Here is a 15,304-nt window from a genome sequence, read left to right as displayed (position 1 = left end):
CGCGCCGGGCCCGCGGACCTGTAGATTCCTCGCGTGACCGAGGAGGAGGGCGCCGCGACCGCGCCCGCGCACTGGGAGGCCGACGTCCTGCTCCGTGACGGGCGGACGGCGCACATCCGACCGATCGGGCCGGAGGACGCCGACCTGCTCGTCGACTTCTACGACAAGCGGGTCTCCGACCAGTCGAAGTACTACCGGTTCTTCTCCCCGATGCCGCACCTCTCCGAGCGCGACGTGCGCCGCTTCACCCACGTCGACCACGTGGACCGGGTGGCGTTCGTGCTGACGCTGTCGGGCCAGATGATCGCGGTGGGCCGCTACGACGTGGTCAAGCCGGGGGAGGCCGAGGTCGCGTTCCTGGTCGAGGACCGCCACCAGGGCCGGGGCATCGCCCAGGTGCTGCTCGAGCACCTCGCCCAGGCCGGCCGGGAGCGCGGCGTGGAGAAGTTCGTCGCCGAGGTGCTCCCCGACAACAGCCGGATGATCCAGACGTTCCGCGACGCCGGCTACCACGTGGCCAGCGAGTACGAGGACGGCGTGATCGCGCTGGAGTTCCCGATCGAGTCCACCGACACCGCGATCGGGATCATGCTCGACCGCGAGCACCAGGCCGAGGCCGCCTCGATCCACAAGTTCTTCAACCCCCGCTCGGTCGCGGTGATCGGCGCCAGCCGGCGCCAGGAGACGATCGGCCAGGCGCTGGTGCGCAACCTGGTGACCGGCGACTTCACCGGCCGCGTGTACGCCGTGAACCCCAACTCCTCCGCGGTCTCCGGGCTCCCGGCGTACTCCTCGGTCAGCGAGATCCCCGACGAGGTCGACCTCGCGATCGTCGCGGTCCCGGCGGAGGCGGTCGAGGACGTCGTCCTGGACTGCGCCGCCAAGGGCGTGCACGGGCTGGTCGTGATCTCCTCGGGCTTCGCCGAGACCGGCGAGGAGGGCCGCCAGCGGCAGCGCCGGCTGGTCGGGCTCTCGCGCTCCTACGGGCTGCGGCTGATCGGCCCGAACGCGCTGGGCATCATCAACACCGGTGCCGGGGTCTCCCTCAACGCCTCGCTCTCGCCGCTGATGCCGCCGCGCGGCCGGGCCGGGTTCTTCTGCCAGTCCGGTGCGCTGGGCTCGGCGATCCTGGAGAAGGTCAACAACCGGGGCCTGGGCCTCTCGACGTTCGTCAGCGCCGGCAACCGGGCCGACGTCTCCGGCAACGACCTGCTCCAGTACTGGGAGGAGGACGACAGCACCGAGGTGGTCCTGCTCTACCTGGAGTCGATCGGCAACCCGCGCAAGTTCTCCCGGATCACCCGCCGGGTCTCCCAGCGCAAGCCGATCATCGCGGTCCGCTCCGGCCGGACCACCCAGGGCGTGCCGATGGGGCACGCCGTACGCCGGATCGCGGCGCCGCCGCAGGCCCTGGACGCGATGTTCCGCCAGTCCGGGGTGATCCAGGTCGGGTCGCTGGAGGAGATGTTCGACGTCGCCCAGCTCCTCGCCCACCAGCCGCTGCCGCGCGGGCGCCGGGTCGCGATCGTCGGCAACTCCGACGCGCTCGGGCTGCTGGCCGCCGACGCCGCGGCGTCGGTCGGGCTCGTGGTCAACAAGTCGATCGCGCTGAGCGCGGAGCCGTCCGCCGAGGACTTCGAGGACGCGCTGGACACCGCCATCGACGACCCCGAGATCGACGCGGTGGTCGCGGTCTACATCCCGCCGCTCAACGTCTCCGGCGAGGACGTCGCGAACGTCCTGGCAGCCGTCGGCGAGCAGTCCGACAAGCCCCTGGTCTCCTCCTTCCTCGGCGCCGAGGGCGTGCCGGAGCTGCTCCGCGTCCCCGACGTCGCCGGCTCCACCGCCGGACGCGGCTCGGTGCCGTCCTACCCCGCCGTCGAGGCCGCGGTGCGGGCGCTGGCCCACGTCGTCGACTACGCGATGTGGCTGCGCACCCCCGACGGCCCGGTGCCCGAGCCGGCCGAGGTCGACCGGGTCGCCGCCCAGCGCCTCATCGACGCCGCGCTGGCGCGCGCGCCGCAGGGCACCGACCTCGACCACGCCGAGCTCACCGAGCTGCTCGCGGCGTACGGCGTCGAGCTGTGGTCGACCACCCACGTCGCCAGCGCCGAGGAGGCCGTGGCGGCCGGCGAGACGCTCGGGTGGGACGTGGTGCTCAAGGCGACCGCCGAGCACCTCCTGGAGCGTCCCGACCTGGCCCACGTGTGGCGCAACATCGACGGCGCCGCCGAGATGCGGGTGGCGTGGGAGTCGCTCGAGGAGAGCATCGGCGCCCCGGAGACGGCCGGGTACGTCGTGCAGAAGAACGCCCGCCCGGGTGTCCCGATCGCGATCCGCAGCATCGAGGACCCGCTGTTCGGGCCGGTGATGTCCTTTGGGATCTCCGGCCCGCTGACCGAGCTGGTGGCCGACAAGTCCTACCGGATCCCGCCGCTGACCCCGCGCGATGCCTCGCAGATGGTGCGCGAGATCAAGGCGGCCCCGATGCTCTTCGGCTACCGCGGCAGCGACGTGGCCGACGTGGCGGAGGTCGAGCGGCTGATCCGCCAGGTCGCCCAGCTCCAGAACGACTTCCCGCAGATCCGCTCCCTCGAGCTCTCGCTGGTGCTCGCCGGCCCGACCGGCTGCTCGGTGCTCACCGCGTCGGCGCGGGTGGAGCCGGTCACCGACCCCCGCTCGGACTGGTTCGTGCGCCGGCTCTCCGCGCTCCCGGGGGACACGCTGTCCCCGGCCTGACCCCGTGACAGACTGGACAACATGCGCAGCAGGACCGACGACCGCGACCATGCCCTCGACCTGAGGGATGCCATCCACCGCACCGGCTACTACCCGGAGGTCGTGGCCGCCGGCGTCGAGTCCGCGGTGGCGGGGGAGCAGGTGGTCTCGTTCTTCGTGCACCACGAGCCGACCTTCGAGCACGACGAGGTGCGCCGCCACCTCAGCGTCGTCGTCCTGACCCCGTCCCGGCTGGTGCTGGCCCACACCGACGAGCACACCGGTGACGACCTGCTCCCCGAGCCGTACACGTCCACCTCGACCGAGGCGATCAGCCTCTCGGCGGTGAAGTCGGTGGTGGTGACCCGGATGGTCGCCAACCCGACCTCGGGCCCGTCCTTCCCGGCGGAGGCCGTGGTGACGATCGGCTGGGGCGGCGTCGCCCGGGTCGACCTGGAACCGGCCGGCTGCAACGACCCCAACTGCGACGCCGACCACGGGTACACCGGCGTCCTGGCCTCCGACGACTTCTCGCTGCGGGTCTCCGCGGCCGCGGACGGCGGCGACGCGGTCGCCGGCCTGCTCGCCTTCGCCGAGTCGCTCTCGGCGCGCACCCAGACCACATGAGCGAGGCCGGCTTCGTCGCGCCGGCGTACGGGGAGCGCTCGCTGGGTGACGTGGTGCCGGCGGTCGCCGCGGCCCTCGGGCTGCCCCTGGGCCCGGCGCCCACGGACCTGGTGCTGCCGGACGCCCCGGCGTACGTCGTGTTCCTCGTCGACGGCCTCGGGGCCCGCCAGCTGGAGCGCTACGCCCACGCGGCGCCGTACCTGTCCTCGCTGATGACCGCGCCCGGCACCGCCGGGGTGCCCTCGACGACGGCGACCAGCCTCACCTCGCTCGGCACCGGGCTGGTTCCCGGCGCCCACGGCGTCGTCGGCTTCACCTCGCGGGTGCCCGGCACCGACCGGCTGCTCAACGCGCTGATGTGGAGCAAGGACGTCGACCCCGAGCAGTGGCAGCCGCACCCGACCGCGTTCACCCGGCTGCAGCGCGCCGGTGCGCAGGTGACGGTCGTGAACAAGAGCAGCTTCGCCGACAGCGGGCTGACCCGGGCGGCCCACCGCGGCGGCGCCTTCGTCCCCGCCGACACGATCGGCGAGCGGATCGCGGCGGCCCTGGAGGCGACGGCCACCGGCCCGTCGCTGACCTACCTCTACGACAGCGACCTGGACTCGACCGGGCACCGGCACGGCGTGGCATCCATGGACTGGCTCCAGCAGCTCTCCAGCATCGACGCGGAGGCCGAGCAGCTGCGTGAGGCGCTGGCGCCCTCCACCCGGCTGGTCGTGGTCGCCGACCACGGCATGGTCGACTCCCCGGCGGCGAGCCGCACCGACGTCGACGAGCGGCTCGAGCTGCGCGACGGGGTGGTCCTGCTCGGCGGCGAGGCCCGCTTCCGGCACCTCTACTGCGCCCGCGGTGCGGTCGACGACGTCCTGGCGACCTGGCGCTCGGTGCTCGGGGACCACGCCGAGGTGCTGACCCGCGAGGACGCGATCGCCCGCGGCTGGTTCGGGGCCGTCGACCCGACAGTGCTGCCTCGGCTCGGGGACGTCCTGGTCGCCAGCCGCGGCGACCACGGGGTCTTCTCCAGCGTCGACTTTGGCTACGAGACCACGCTCGTGGGCCTGCACGGCTCGCTGACGCCCGAGGAGATGCTGATCCCGATCCTGGTGGACTGAGCGCGGGCTGGGCGGGGCTCAGCCGGTCGGCGGTGACTCAGCGGTGAGTCAGCCACGGTTTGATCCGTGGAAAGCGTGGCAGGCTCACCGCCGGGCGGTCTGGGCGGGGCTCAGCGGTGAGCTGGCCACCGTTCCGGGCGTGGGATCGGTGGCAGGCTCACCGCTCAGCCGGCCGGCCGGGCTCAGCCGAACGGCAGCGGCTCGGGCGCCATGCTGACCGCCTGGGCCCGGGCGGCGGTGAGGTGGCGGCGGTGGTGCTGGCGGCACAGCACCTCGTACGCGACGTGCTCGTCCCCGGCCGGGCCGGCGTTGCGCTCCTCGACGTCGCCGACGACGATCACGTCGCCCTCGGTCACCATCACCCCGTGCTCGGTGCGGGCGTTGTGGGTGGCGCGCTTGCCGCACCAGCACAGCGCCTCGACCTGCAGCACGTGCATCCGGTCGGCCAGCTCGACCAGCCGCTGGCTGCCCTCGAACAGCGCGGTGCGGAAGTCGGTGAGGATGCCGAAGGCGAAGACGTCGATCTGGAGCTCGTCGACCAGCTTGGCCAGCTGGTCGACCTGGGCGCGGGTGTAGAACTGCGCCTCGTCGCAGACCAGGTAGTCGATCCGCCCGCCCTGGGTGAGCGAGTCCACGACGTAGCGCCAGAAGTCGAAGTCCGCGTCGACCTCGAGCGCCTCGTGGGTCAGTCCCAGCCGGCTGGACACGACGGCGTCACCCGACCGGTCGTGCGCGGTGAAGATCCGCCCCGCGCGGCCGCGGGCGGCGTGGTTGTGGTTGGTCTGGAGTGCCAGCGTGCTCTTGCCGGAGTCCATGGTCCCGGTGAAGAACTGCAGTTCGGCCACGGCCGAATCCAATCACGACCGCCTCGCGCGGCAGGATGGGGGCATGACCGGACCGCTGATCTCCACCCGCGAGCTGCGTGACCTCCTCGACGCGGGCACGCCCGTGACCGTGCTCGACGTGCGCTACCGGCTGGGCGGCCCGCCCGGGGCGCAGGAGTACGCCGCTGGCCACGTACCGGGCGCGGCGTACGTCGACCTCGACGCGGACCTGGCTGCGCCTGCGGGTGCTGGCGGCCGGCACCCGCTGCCGGACCCGGCGGACTTCGAGGCCGCCATGCGCCGGGTCGGCGTGCGCGACGACCGGCCGGTCGTGGTCTACGACGACTGGTCCGGCCATGCGGCGGCCCGCTGCTGGTGGCTGCTGCGCCACCACGGCCACGGCGACGTGCGGGTGCTGAACGGCGCCTGGGCGGCGTGGGTGGCCGATGGCGGCCCGGTCGAGGTCGCGCCGGCGCAGCCCGAGGCCGGCGACTTCACCGCCCGGCCGGGAGCGATGCCGGTGGTGGGCCCCGAGGAGGTGCCGGACGTCGCGGTCCTGGTCGACGCCCGTGCGCCGGAGCGCTACCGCGGCGAGTCCGAGCCGGTGGACCCGGTCGCGGGGCACATCCCCGGTGCGGTCAACGTCCCGACGATCACGAACCTGGGCGCCGACGGCCGGTTCCGGCCGGCCGACCAGCTGCGGGCGCTGTACGCCGCGGCCGGGGTCACCGGGGACGAGCCGGTGGCGGCGTACTGCGGTTCCGGGGTGACCGCTGCGCACGACGTGCTGGCCCTGGAGCTGGCCGGGATCCGCGCCGCGCTCTACCCGGGCAGCTGGAGCGGGTGGATCACCGACCCAACCCGGCCGGTCGAGCGCGGCTGAGCCGCGCCCGGGGCCGCGGCCGGCCTCACTCCTGCTTGCCGCCGCCGAACATGATCTCGTCCCAGCTCGGGACCGAGGCGCGCCCGCCGCGCTTGCGCACCGACCGTCGCACCGGCGGGGCCGGCTCGGGCTCGGGCTCGGGGGCGACCTCGGGCTCGGGGTCCTCGTCCTGGGCGGCCGCGTCGGCGGCCTCCTCGACGAGCGCTGTCTCGTCCAGGCCGGGCTGCTCCTCGAGGAAGGCCTCGACCGGCGCCTCGGGGGAGCCGGACTCGTCGCGCACCAGCTCGATGGCGTCCACGCCGAGCGGCAGCTCGTCGTCGTCGCCGCGCACGGCCGAGAGCCGTCGCTGGCGGGCCCGCCCGAGGTCGTCGTGGACGGGCGCCGGCTCGGGGGAGCCGACCAGGTCGCCGACTAGCCAGCGGGCGTCGTCGTCGTCGAGGACGACGTAGCTGCCGGGCATGTCGAAGGTGAAGTGCGCGGTGCCGGAGCGCTCGGCGGCGGCGTACCCGGCGGCCAGCGTCCAGCGGTTGTCCTCGCGGCGCCAGGCGTCCCACTCGACCGTGTCCGGGTCGACGTTGACCGAGCGCAGCTGCGCGGTGACGGCCTCGCCGAGGGTGCGGGCGGTGCCCGAGCCCTCGCTGCGCCGGCGTACGGTCGAGCGCTGGGCGCGCTGGGCGACGTGCTCGCGCTCGGCGAGCACGGGCGCGGCGAACGCCATGATCCGGTCCACCGTGGTCTGGGCCGCCTCCGCGACCGCCTCGGGCGTCTCCCCGGCGCGGATGCGCGCCTGGATGTCCCGGGGTCGCAAGGTGCTCTCCATCGGTGTCTCCCCTCGTCGTGCACGGCTGTGGTCGCGCACCGCGTCCCGGATGCGGCCGTCGATCTCCAGGTCGTGCTCCTGGCCCGTCTCGTCGGTCAGCAGGAGCCGCTTGCCGTCCCCGCTCACGCCGCTGAGCCTGAGGTGCGCCATCGCCTGCCCTGCTCCTGCCACGAGTCGTGCCGTCCCCGGGTGCTGAGCCTACGCCAGCGAACCCCTGCGGGCCGGTAACCTCAAAGCGTGCCGACGGAACCAGTGGGCGATCCCAGCACGACGGTCCTGCTGCTCGACCTGGTGGGTATCTTCGTCTTCGCGATCTCGGGCGCGCTCGTCGGGGTGCGCAAGGGCCTCGACGTGTTCGGGGTCCTGGTCCTGGCCGGCACCACCGGCCTGGGCGGTGGTTTCCTGCGCGACGTGCTCATCGGCGCGGTCCCGCCTGCGGCGCTCGCCGACTGGCGCTACCTGATGGTGCCGATCGGGGCCGGCCTGGTGACCTTCGTGTTCCACCCGACGCTGGGCCGGATGGAGCGCACCGTGAACGTGTTCGACGCGTTCGGGCTCGCGCTGTTCTGCGTCACCGGCGCGGTCAAGGCGCTCGAGTACGGGCTCGGTCCGGTCCCGGCGGCGCTGATGGGGATGGTCACCGGCATCGGGGGCGGGATGCTGCGCGACCTGCTGGCCGGCCGGGTCCCGGTGATCTTCCGCGGCGAGCTCTACGCGACGCCGGCGCTGGCCGGATCCATCGTGGCGGTCCTCGGCACCAGGGCCGACCTGCCCGAGGTCGCCGTCACCCTGGTGGGGGCCGCCGTGTGCCTGGTGTGGCGGCTGCTGGCGCTGTGGCGCAACTGGCAGGCGCCGCTGCCGACGGGGCCCGCCAGCGTCTGAGCTGGCCTGCCTGGGCGGGCCTCTGCGCGGACCGGCCGCGATGAGTCTGCGGCCCGGGCCCGGTCTGCACCGGCCATGCGGAGAACGAGACTGAGCAAGAACTGCGGTGCGCGCTGTCGGTGCGGAGGTGCAGCATGGCAGGCATGAGCGAGCTGGCGATCGAGACCCACGCCCTGGTGAAGACCTTCGGTGACAACCGGGCCGTCGACGGGGTCGACCTGGCCATCCGGACCGGCGGCGTGTACGGCGTGCTGGGTCCCAATGGTGCGGGCAAGACCACGACGATCCGGATGCTGGCGACGCTGCTGGAGCCCACCGACGGCACGGCGATCGTGCTGGGTCACGACGTGGTCCGGGAGGCGGCGCAGGTGCGCGCCAAGGTGGCGCTGACCGGTCAGTTCGCCTCCCTGGACGAGGACCTCACCGGCCTCGAGAACCTCACCCTCCTGGCCCGGATGTACGGCTACCGAGCCGCCGCCGCCCGGCGCCGGGCGGCCGAGCTGCTGGAGGCGTTCGACCTCGCCGACGCCGCGAAGCGGCAGGTGAAGGCGTACTCCGGCGGCATGCGTCGGCGCATCGACGTCGCCGGCTCGCTGGTGGTGCGCCCCGACCTGATCTTCCTCGACGAGCCGACCACCGGGCTGGACCCGCGCAGCCGCAACCAGGTCTGGGAGATCGTGCGGGCGCTCGTCGGCGCCGGCACGACGGTGCTGCTCACCACGCAGTACCTCGAGGAGGCCGACCAGCTCGCGGACCGGATCGCGGTCATCGACCACGGCCGCGTCATCGCCGAGGGCACCAGCGGCGAGCTCAAGGCATCGGTCGGCTCCGGGGCGCTCCACGTCCGCGTGGCCGACCCGGCCACCCGCGACGAGGTGGCGCGGCTGCTCGGAACCGCGCTGGCTGCCGAGGCGGTGCTGGAGTCCGACCCCGCCGCGGTGAGCCTGCGGGTCAGCGAGCCCGAGGGGGTCGCCGCCGCGCTGCACCGGGTCGGCGAGCAGGGCTACCGGATCAGCGAGTACGCGCTGGGCCAGCCATCCCTGGACGAGGTGTTCCTCGCCCTGACCGGCCGTCCGGCCGAGGAAGCCAGCATCCCGACCGAGGAGGTCCCGGCATGACCACCGAGCTGACCCGTCCCGTCGAGCGCACCGCCGACGAGCAGATCCGGGCCGCCATCGGCTCCGCCGAGCGTCCGGAGCTGCCCGGAGCGGCGAGCTCCTCGATCAGCTTCGCCTGGCGGGCGATGCTGAAGATCAAGCACGTCCCCGAGCAGCTCTTCGACGTGACGATGTTCCCGATCATGTTCACGCTGATGTTCACGTTCGTCTTCGGCGGCGCCATCGCCGGGTCGCCGGGCGACTACCTCCAGTACGCCCTGCCGGGCATCCTGACCCAGACGGTCGTCTTCATCACGATGTACACCGCCCTGACCATCAACACCGACATCGAGAAGGGCGTCTTCGACCGGTTCCGGGCGCTGCCGGTGTGGCGGCCCTCGATGCTCGTCGGCGCGCTGCTCGGCGACACGGTCCGCTACGCCATCGCCTCGTTCATGGTGCTGGTGGTCGGCCTGATCATCGGCTACCGGCCGCCCGGCGGCGTGCTCGGCGTCCTGGCGGCGGTCGGGCTGCTGCTGGTGTTCTGCTTCTCGCTGAGCTGGCTGTGGCTGATCGTGGGCTTCAAGGTCCGCACCCCCCAGGCGGTGATGGGGGTCTCGATGATGGTGCTGTTCCCGCTCACCTTCGTCAGCTCGGTCTTCGCGCCGCCCGACACCATGCCGGACTGGCTGGAGGCGTTCGTCGACGTCAACCCGGTCACGCTGCTCAACGAGGCGGCCCGCGGCCTGATGGACGACGCTCCCGACGGAGGCGACATCCTGCTGATCCTGGTGCTCTCCGCGGCGATCACCGCCGTGTTCGCCCCGATCGCGCTGCGGCTCTACAACCACAAGAGCTGACCACCCGCCGACCCGGCAGGTCTGGTCGCCGGGCTGCGCTCAGGTGCCGAGCACCCGGCGCAGGTAGTCGTTGGCGAAGACCCGGTCGGGGTCGAGGCGGTCGCGCATCGCGAGGAACTCGCCGAAGCGGGGATACGCCGGGGCGAGGTCGGCCGCGGTGCGGGTGTGCAGCTTGCCCCAGTGCGGCCGGCCGTCGTGGTCGCGCATCACCGCCTCCATCAGCGCGAAGTAGTCGCGGTGCTCGGCGTCGCGGTGGGTGTGGAAGGCCAGGTAGCAGGTGTCGCGGCCCGACGCGGTCGAGAGCGGGATGTCGTCGGCGGGCGCGGTGCGGATCTCCACCGGGAAGCTCACCGGCAGCCCGGAGGCCTCCAGCACCCGGCGGGCCTCGCGCAGCGCCGGCAGGCCGGCGGCGCGCGGTACGGCGTACTCCATCTCGCGGAAGACGACGTCGCGCCGGGTCGTGAAGACCCGGTGCGGGACGTCGCTGTAGGTGCGGGCGCCGAGGGCCCGGGCGGACACCTTGTTCAGGGTGGGGATCGCCCGCGGCATCCGGTTGGCGCCGCGGCAGAGCAGGCCGAAGAGGCGGTTGGAGAGCAGGTCGTCGTCGAGCCGGGCCCGCCAGCGGGGGAGCGGCTCGGCCTGGGAGAGGTCCACGTCGAGCCGGTCGTTGCGCTTGGCCAGGACCCGGTCGGTGTGCGGGAACCAGTACATGTCGACGTGGTGGCTGCCGGCGCTCATCTCGTCGAACGAGCCGAGCGCCCGGTCCCACGTCATCGGCTGCTCGTGGGCCTCGAGGACGAACATCGGCTCGACCCGGAACGTGATCGTGGTCAGCACGCCCAGCGCGCCGAGGCCCACCCGGGCGACCTCGAGGACGTCGGGGTTCTCCTCGGCGTTCGCCCGCAGCACCTCGCCGGTGCCGGTGACCAGCTCCAGGCCCGCGACCTGGGCGGCCAGGCCGGCGGCGAGGCCGCCAGTCCCGTGGGTGCCCGTGGAGATCGCGCCGGCGAGGGTCTGCTCGGCGATGTCGCCCATGTTGTGCAGGCTCAGGCCGAGCCGCTCCAGGCAGGCGTTGAGCTCCTTCAGCGGCGTCCCGGCGTACGCCGTGACCGTGAGCGCGTCCCGGTCGACCGAGACGACCCCGCTGAGACCTTGCGGGCTCAGCATCGTGTGCTCGGGTGCGGCGATCGCGGTGAAGCTGTGCCCGGTGCCGACCATCTTCACGGTGGTCCCGGTCTCGCGGGCCCGCTCGACCTCGGCCACCACCGCGGCGGTGTCGGCCGGCTGCACGACGCGTCGCGGCCGGACGCTCTCCTGGCCGGACCAGTTCCTCCACTCCCTCATGGGGCGGAGCCTAGGTGGTCGACGTGACCCGGGGCCGGGCCGCCGGCTGGTTGCGGGGGATGAGCTGGGCGGAGACCGCCGCGACCAGGCCGGCGCCCAGGCAGACGAGGTAGGCGGCCGAGGCTCCGTGGTGGTCGACGACCACGCCGCTGAACGCGGCGCCCGGGGCCACCCCGGCGACGATGCCGGTCTGCACGATCGCCATCCCCTCGGTGAGGCGGGCCGGGGGGACGACGCGCTGGACGACGGAGAGCGCGGCCACCAGCGTCGGCGCGATCGCGATGCCGCCGATGACCAGCACCGCTCCCATGACCACCATCGAGTCGACGAAGAACAGCGGCGCCATCGCGCAGCCCATCGCGAGTGCGCCGCGGCGCACCCGCGCCTCGGGGCTGATCCGCCAGGAGACGGCGCCGGTGACGACGCCGGCCAGCAGGCTCCCCAGTGCCCACAGCGCCAGCAGGCCGCCGGCCCAGCCCTTGGCGTCCTGCTCCTCGGCGAACGCCACAGTGGTCACCTCGGCGGCGCCGAAGAGCACACCGAGCCCGGCGGCGACGACGGCCACCGGGACCAGGGTGCGCCAGGGCATCGCGGGTCGCGGGCCGGTGGCGTGGTCGTGCACGTGGGCCGGCGGCTCGGTGCCGCGCTGGGCGGCGAACGCCAGGCTGCCGCCCACGCCGGAGACGAGCGCGACCACGAGGCCGAGGACCGGGTCCACGGAGGTCGCCAGCACCGTCGCCAGGATCGGGCCGCAGATGAAGACGACCTCGTCCAGGACGGCCTCGAGCGCGAACGCGGTCTGTACGTCGGCGGGGCGGTCGAGCACGTGCGACCAGCGGGCCCGCACGCAGGAGCCGATCTGCGGCAGCGAGGCGCCGGCGCCGGCGGCCGCGACGTACGTCACCAGCAGCGGCAGGTCCGCCTCGACCGACCAGATCAGCCCGACCATGGCGATGCCGAAGGCGACGCTGGCGACGGTCAGGACTGCCGCCTGGCCGAGCCGGTCCAGCAGCCGGCCCTGGACGACCGCGAGGATCGCGTTGGCGATCGTGTAGACCGCCGAGACCGCCCCGGCCACGCCGTAGGAGCCCTGGCTGGACTCCACCAGCAGCACGATGCCGAGCCCGGCCATCGAGATCGGCAGGCGTGCGACCAGCCCGGTCAGGCTGAACAGCAGCGCGCCGGGGGTGTCGAGAAGCCGCCGGTAGGGGCCGAGGACGGACATGGCCCGCCCAAGGTAGGGCTCGGCCGGGCGGCGCAGCCAATTGGCGTCCTCCCTACGATGGCGACATGTCTTCCCAGCCCGACGTTGCGCCGTACGACGCCCTGCTCCTCGTCTCCTTCGGTGGCCCCGAGGGACCCGACGACGTGGTCCCCTTCCTCGAGAACGTCACCCGCGGACGCGGCATCCCGCGCGAGCGGCTCGAGGAGGTCGGCGAGCACTACTTCCTCTTCGGCGGCCGCTCGCCGATCAACGACCAGAACCGGACCTTCCTCGCCGCGCTGCGGGCCGACCTGGCCGAGGCGGGCATCGACCTGCCCGTCTACTGGGGCAACCGCAACTGGGACCCGTACCTCACCGACACGCTCGCGCAGATGACCGCCGACGGCGTGACCCGCGCCGCGTGCTTCACGACCAGTGCCTACTCGTCGTGGTCGAGCTGCCGGCAGTACCGCGAGAACCTCTTCGACGCCGCCTCGGCCGTGCCCGGCGGCCTGGAGAAGGCGCCGCGGCTGGACAAGCTGCGCCACTACTTCAACCACCCCGGCTTCGTCGAGCCCGTCGTCGACGGCGTCCTGGCCGCCCTCGCGGACCTGCCCGACGACGTGCGCGACGGGGCGCACCTGGCCTTCGTGACCCACTCGATCCCGACCACGATGGCGGAGACCAGCGGCCCGGAGGGCGGGGCGTACGTCGCCCAGCACCTCGACGTGGCAGCGACCGTCGTGTCCCGGCTGCGCGAGGAGACCGGCGCTGATCACCCGCACGAGCTCGTCTACTGCTCGCGCTCCGGAGCCCCCCACGTGCCGTGGCTGGAGCCGGACGTCAACGACCACCTGCGCGCCCTCAAGGACGCCGGGGCGCCGGCGGTGGTGATGGTGCCGGTCGGGTTCGTCTCCGACCACATGGAGGTCATCTACGACCTCGACACCGAGGCCATGGCCACCGCCGAGGAGGTCGGCCTGCCCGCGCGTCGCTCCGCGACCGCCGGCGCCGACCAGCGGTTCGTGGCGGCCGTGCGCGACCTGCTGCTGGAGCGGGCGGCCGTCGAGCGCGGCGAGGACGTCGTCCGCGCCAGCACCGGCGAGCTGGGCCCGTTGTGGGACGCGTGCCCGGTCGGGTGCTGCCCGAACGCGCGCGGCGACCGGCCGGCCCTCTGTGGTGCCTGAGCCGGTGCCTGAGCCCGCGCCCGAGCCGGGGACCGCGGACCTGGCCGAGGAGCTGGCCGGGCTGGCCCTCGAGGTCGCCCGCGCGGCGGCGGCGCTGGTCCGCGACCGGGCCACCCGGCACATCGAGGTGGCCGCCACCAAGAGCAGCGACATCGACGTCGTCACCGAGGCGGACCGGGCCAGCGAGGAGCTGATCCGCGGGCTGCTGCTCCAGCGGCGGCCCGACGACGCCGTGCTGGGCGAGGAGGGCGAGGACCATCCGGGCACCTCGGGGGTGCGCTGGGTCGTCGACCCCATCGACGGCACCGTCAACTTCCTCTACGGCATCCCCGAGTACGCCGTCTCGATCGCCGCGGAGGTCCGGGGCGAGGTGGTCGCGGGCGTCGTCCTCGACGTCGCCGCCGGCACCGAGTACGTCGCGCACCTGCGGCCCGGGGGAGCAGTGGCCACCCGGGACGGCCAGCCGATCGGCGTGCGGGGCCCGGCCCCGCTGTCCCAGAAGCTGGTCGCGACCGGCTTCTCGTACTCCTCCGCGGTCCGCGCGGCGCAGGGCCGCGCGCTGCTGGCGCTGCTGCCTCGGATCCGCGACATCCGGCGCCGCGGCTCCTGCGCCCTGGACCTGTGCCACCTCGCCGAGGGCACCGTGGACGCGTACGTCGAGGAGGGCGTGAACCACTGGGACCACGCCGCCGGGGGCCTGGTGGCCCGGGCCGCCGGCGCGCGGACCGAGCTGCTGCCCGGCGCCGGGGGGCTGGAGCTGCTGGTGTGCGCCCCGGAGCACGGGTTCGAGGAGTTCCGCACCGCCGTGCTCGACGCCGGGTTCGCCGCGGCCGATGTCGCCCGGGGGCGCGAGAGCGCGCGGGAATAGCACGTCCGGGGCCGATGTTGTGGGGGCAGTCCACGGCGAGGCCTTGCGGCCGGTGTGCGCGGCGAGGCCGCGATGGTGCACAATCTGGCGCCGATGGACGCAGCGGAACCCAGGACGGGGTACCGCTGCAGAACGAGCCACGGGCAGCAGGCAACGAAGGGACAGCGACGCATGGCGACGGACTACGACGCACCGCGCAAGAACGAGGAAGAGCAGTCCGAGGAGAGCATCGAAGAGCTCAAGGCGCGTCGCCACGACAAGAACTCCGGCAAGGTCGACGAGGACGAGGCCGAAGCGGCCGAGTCCTTCGAGCTTCCCGGAGCGGACCTCTCCCACGAGGAGCTGGCCGTCGAGGTCAAGCCGAAGCAGGACGACGAGTTCACCTGCATGAGCTGCTTCCTGGTGCACCACCGCTCGCAGCTGGCGGACGAGAAGAAGATGATCTGCCGCGACTGCGCCTGAGCCAGCAGGCTCCGCACGACACCAGGCCGTGACCGGCATCGGTCACGGCCTGCTCTGTGTCCGGGACCGCCCGCGGGCGGCCGATAGCGGCCAGGCCCGGCGCGCCGGGCCGGTGGTGGCCTACTCGCCGTCCTTCTGCAGCTCAGGCGGCAGGTGCCCGGTGGACCGGGCGTAGTAGCTCGCCGCCTTGCGCTGCGCGAACATCCGCGCGAGGCCGACGGCCACGCCGCTGACCACGGCCCACGCCACGGCCTCCCAGATGTCCACGTCCGGGTCCGCCGGGTTCTCCGGCGGCTTCTTGCCGGTCGCGACCTTCCACGTCTGGTCGGCCCCCTTCTTCGCCATCGCGGCGGCGCCGACTGCGGCGACCAACGAGAAGATGGACCAGACCTTCGAGCCTCCAGATGCCATGC

General features: G+C 73.5%; 15 protein-coding genes. 10 read left to right on the top strand and 5 right to left on the bottom strand.

All coding sequences use genetic code 11. The features are described from left to right. Positions 1-33: 33 nt before the first annotated feature. The 3 genes from EBO35_RS11005 to EBO35_RS10995 are packed head-to-tail and all read left to right on the top strand — an operon-like array spanning position 34 to position 4,460. On the top strand, positions 34-2,739 hold the full coding sequence (locus EBO35_RS11005) for a bifunctional acetate--CoA ligase family protein/GNAT family N-acetyltransferase (RefSeq protein WP_122817750.1): 2,706 nt from the start codon (positions 34-36) through the stop codon (positions 2,737-2,739). Between the two features lie 21 nt (positions 2,740-2,760). Beyond that, positions 2,761-3,345: a DUF5998 family protein gene (locus EBO35_RS11000; RefSeq protein WP_122817749.1), complete on the top strand. Its 585-nt coding sequence runs from the start codon at positions 2,761-2,763 to the stop codon at positions 3,343-3,345. After that, positions 3,342-4,460, top strand: a complete 1,119-nt coding sequence (locus EBO35_RS10995) for an alkaline phosphatase family protein (protein WP_122817748.1) — start codon at positions 3,342-3,344, stop codon at positions 4,458-4,460. The genes EBO35_RS11000 and EBO35_RS10995 overlap by 4 nt, the downstream gene beginning before the upstream one ends. Before the next feature lie 182 nt (positions 4,461-4,642). Here EBO35_RS10995 and EBO35_RS10990 read toward each other — a convergent pair whose 3' ends face one another. Continuing rightward, positions 4,643-5,305, bottom strand: a complete 663-nt coding sequence (locus EBO35_RS10990; RefSeq protein ID WP_122817747.1) for a thymidine kinase — start codon at positions 5,303-5,305, stop codon at positions 4,643-4,645. Positions 5,306-5,348: 43 nt separating this feature from the next. Between EBO35_RS10990 and EBO35_RS10985 the strand changes: the two genes are divergently transcribed. After that, positions 5,349-6,167 carry a sulfurtransferase gene (locus EBO35_RS10985; RefSeq protein WP_122817746.1) on the top strand — a complete coding sequence of 273 codons (819 nt, stop codon included), beginning with the start codon at positions 5,349-5,351 and terminating at the stop codon, positions 6,165-6,167. A gap of 25 nt (positions 6,168-6,192) precedes the next feature. Here EBO35_RS10985 and sepH read toward each other — a convergent pair whose 3' ends face one another. Further along, positions 6,193-7,137, bottom strand: coding sequence for a septation protein SepH (sepH, locus tag EBO35_RS10980; RefSeq protein ID WP_122817745.1), 945 nt, complete (start codon positions 7,135-7,137; stop codon positions 6,193-6,195). Between the two features lie 87 nt (positions 7,138-7,224). Here sepH and EBO35_RS10975 point away from each other — a divergent pair, with 87 nt between their 5' ends. From EBO35_RS10975 to EBO35_RS10965, 3 genes are all read left to right on the top strand, one after another. Further along, the gene (locus EBO35_RS10975; protein ID WP_241153656.1) at positions 7,225-7,869 is read left to right on the top strand and encodes a trimeric intracellular cation channel family protein; all 645 of its coding nucleotides are present in this window, start codon (positions 7,225-7,227) and stop codon (positions 7,867-7,869) included. A gap of 143 nt (positions 7,870-8,012) precedes the next feature. Continuing rightward, a complete protein-coding gene (locus EBO35_RS10970; protein WP_241153655.1) occupies positions 8,013-8,987 on the top strand; it encodes an ATP-binding cassette domain-containing protein in 975 nt (324 codons plus the stop codon). Further along, positions 8,984-9,826 carry an ABC transporter permease gene (locus EBO35_RS10965; protein ID WP_122817742.1) on the top strand — a complete coding sequence of 281 codons (843 nt, stop codon included), beginning with the start codon at positions 8,984-8,986 and terminating at the stop codon, positions 9,824-9,826. The genes EBO35_RS10970 and EBO35_RS10965 overlap by 4 nt, the downstream gene beginning before the upstream one ends. 39 nt (positions 9,827-9,865) lie before the next feature. Here the strand turns inward: EBO35_RS10965 and EBO35_RS10960 are convergent, their stop codons facing one another. Together EBO35_RS10960 and EBO35_RS10955 are read right to left on the bottom strand one after the other, a co-directional pair. Continuing rightward, positions 9,866-11,170, bottom strand: coding sequence for a D-arabinono-1,4-lactone oxidase (locus EBO35_RS10960; RefSeq protein WP_122817741.1), 1,305 nt, complete (start codon positions 11,168-11,170; stop codon positions 9,866-9,868). Between the two features lie 10 nt (positions 11,171-11,180). After that, entirely contained in the window at positions 11,181-12,395 is a 1,215-nt protein-coding gene (locus EBO35_RS10955) for an MFS transporter (protein ID WP_122817740.1), read from the bottom strand. A gap of 65 nt (positions 12,396-12,460) precedes the next feature. Between EBO35_RS10955 and EBO35_RS10950 the strand changes: the two genes are divergently transcribed. The 3 genes from EBO35_RS10950 (at position 12,461) to EBO35_RS10940 (ending at position 14,891) form a co-directional block, all read left to right on the top strand. Further along, positions 12,461-13,561: a ferrochelatase gene (locus tag EBO35_RS10950; RefSeq protein WP_122817739.1), complete on the top strand. Its 1,101-nt coding sequence runs from the start codon at positions 12,461-12,463 to the stop codon at positions 13,559-13,561. 4 nt (positions 13,562-13,565) lie between these two features. Then, positions 13,566-14,429 (top strand): inositol monophosphatase family protein, encoded by an 864-nt coding sequence (locus tag EBO35_RS10945; RefSeq protein WP_164477920.1) that lies wholly within the window; start codon positions 13,566-13,568, stop codon positions 14,427-14,429. 171 nt (positions 14,430-14,600) lie between these two features. Then, a complete protein-coding gene (locus EBO35_RS10940) occupies positions 14,601-14,891 on the top strand; it encodes a DUF4193 domain-containing protein (protein WP_122817737.1) in 291 nt (96 codons plus the stop codon). Positions 14,892-15,011: 120 nt separating this feature from the next. Here EBO35_RS10940 and EBO35_RS10935 read toward each other — a convergent pair whose 3' ends face one another. After that, a complete protein-coding gene (locus tag EBO35_RS10935; RefSeq protein WP_122817736.1) occupies positions 15,012-15,302 on the bottom strand; it encodes a DUF4235 domain-containing protein in 291 nt (96 codons plus the stop codon). Positions 15,303-15,304: the final 2 nt, after the last annotated feature.

Origin of the sequence: Nocardioides pantholopis, from assembly GCF_003710085.1 — a bacterium.
In the GTDB taxonomy this organism is placed as follows: Bacteria; Actinomycetota; Actinomycetes; order Propionibacteriales; family Nocardioidaceae; genus Nocardioides; species Nocardioides pantholopis.
This window is presented reverse-complemented; position numbering and strand designations above follow the sequence as displayed.

Excerpts from the sequence above, each read along its gene's own strand:
- EBO35_RS10970 (WP_241153655.1), top strand. The coding sequence starts at position 8,013 with ATGAGCGAGCTGGCGATCGAGACCCACGCCCTGGTGAAGACCTTCGGT.
- EBO35_RS10940 (WP_122817737.1), top strand. The coding sequence starts at position 14,601 with ATGGCGACGGACTACGACGCACCGCGCAAGAACGAGGAAGAGCAGTCC.
- EBO35_RS11000 (WP_122817749.1), top strand. The coding sequence starts at position 2,761 with ATGCGCAGCAGGACCGACGACCGCGACCATGCCCTCGACCTGAGGGAT.
- EBO35_RS10955 (WP_122817740.1), bottom strand. The coding sequence starts at position 12,395 with ATGTCCGTCCTCGGCCCCTACCGGCGGCTTCTCGACACCCCCGGCGCG.
- EBO35_RS10935 (WP_122817736.1), bottom strand. The coding sequence starts at position 15,302 with ATGGCATCTGGAGGCTCGAAGGTCTGGTCCATCTTCTCGTTGGTCGCC.
- EBO35_RS10950 (WP_122817739.1), top strand. The coding sequence starts at position 12,461 with ATGTCTTCCCAGCCCGACGTTGCGCCGTACGACGCCCTGCTCCTCGTC.
- sepH (WP_122817745.1), bottom strand. The coding sequence starts at position 7,137 with ATGGCGCACCTCAGGCTCAGCGGCGTGAGCGGGGACGGCAAGCGGCTC.
- EBO35_RS10985 (WP_122817746.1), top strand. The coding sequence starts at position 5,349 with ATGACCGGACCGCTGATCTCCACCCGCGAGCTGCGTGACCTCCTCGAC.
- EBO35_RS10965 (WP_122817742.1), top strand. The coding sequence starts at position 8,984 with ATGACCACCGAGCTGACCCGTCCCGTCGAGCGCACCGCCGACGAGCAG.
- EBO35_RS10960 (WP_122817741.1), bottom strand. The coding sequence starts at position 11,170 with ATGAGGGAGTGGAGGAACTGGTCCGGCCAGGAGAGCGTCCGGCCGCGA.
- EBO35_RS10995 (WP_122817748.1), top strand. The coding sequence starts at position 3,342 with ATGAGCGAGGCCGGCTTCGTCGCGCCGGCGTACGGGGAGCGCTCGCTG.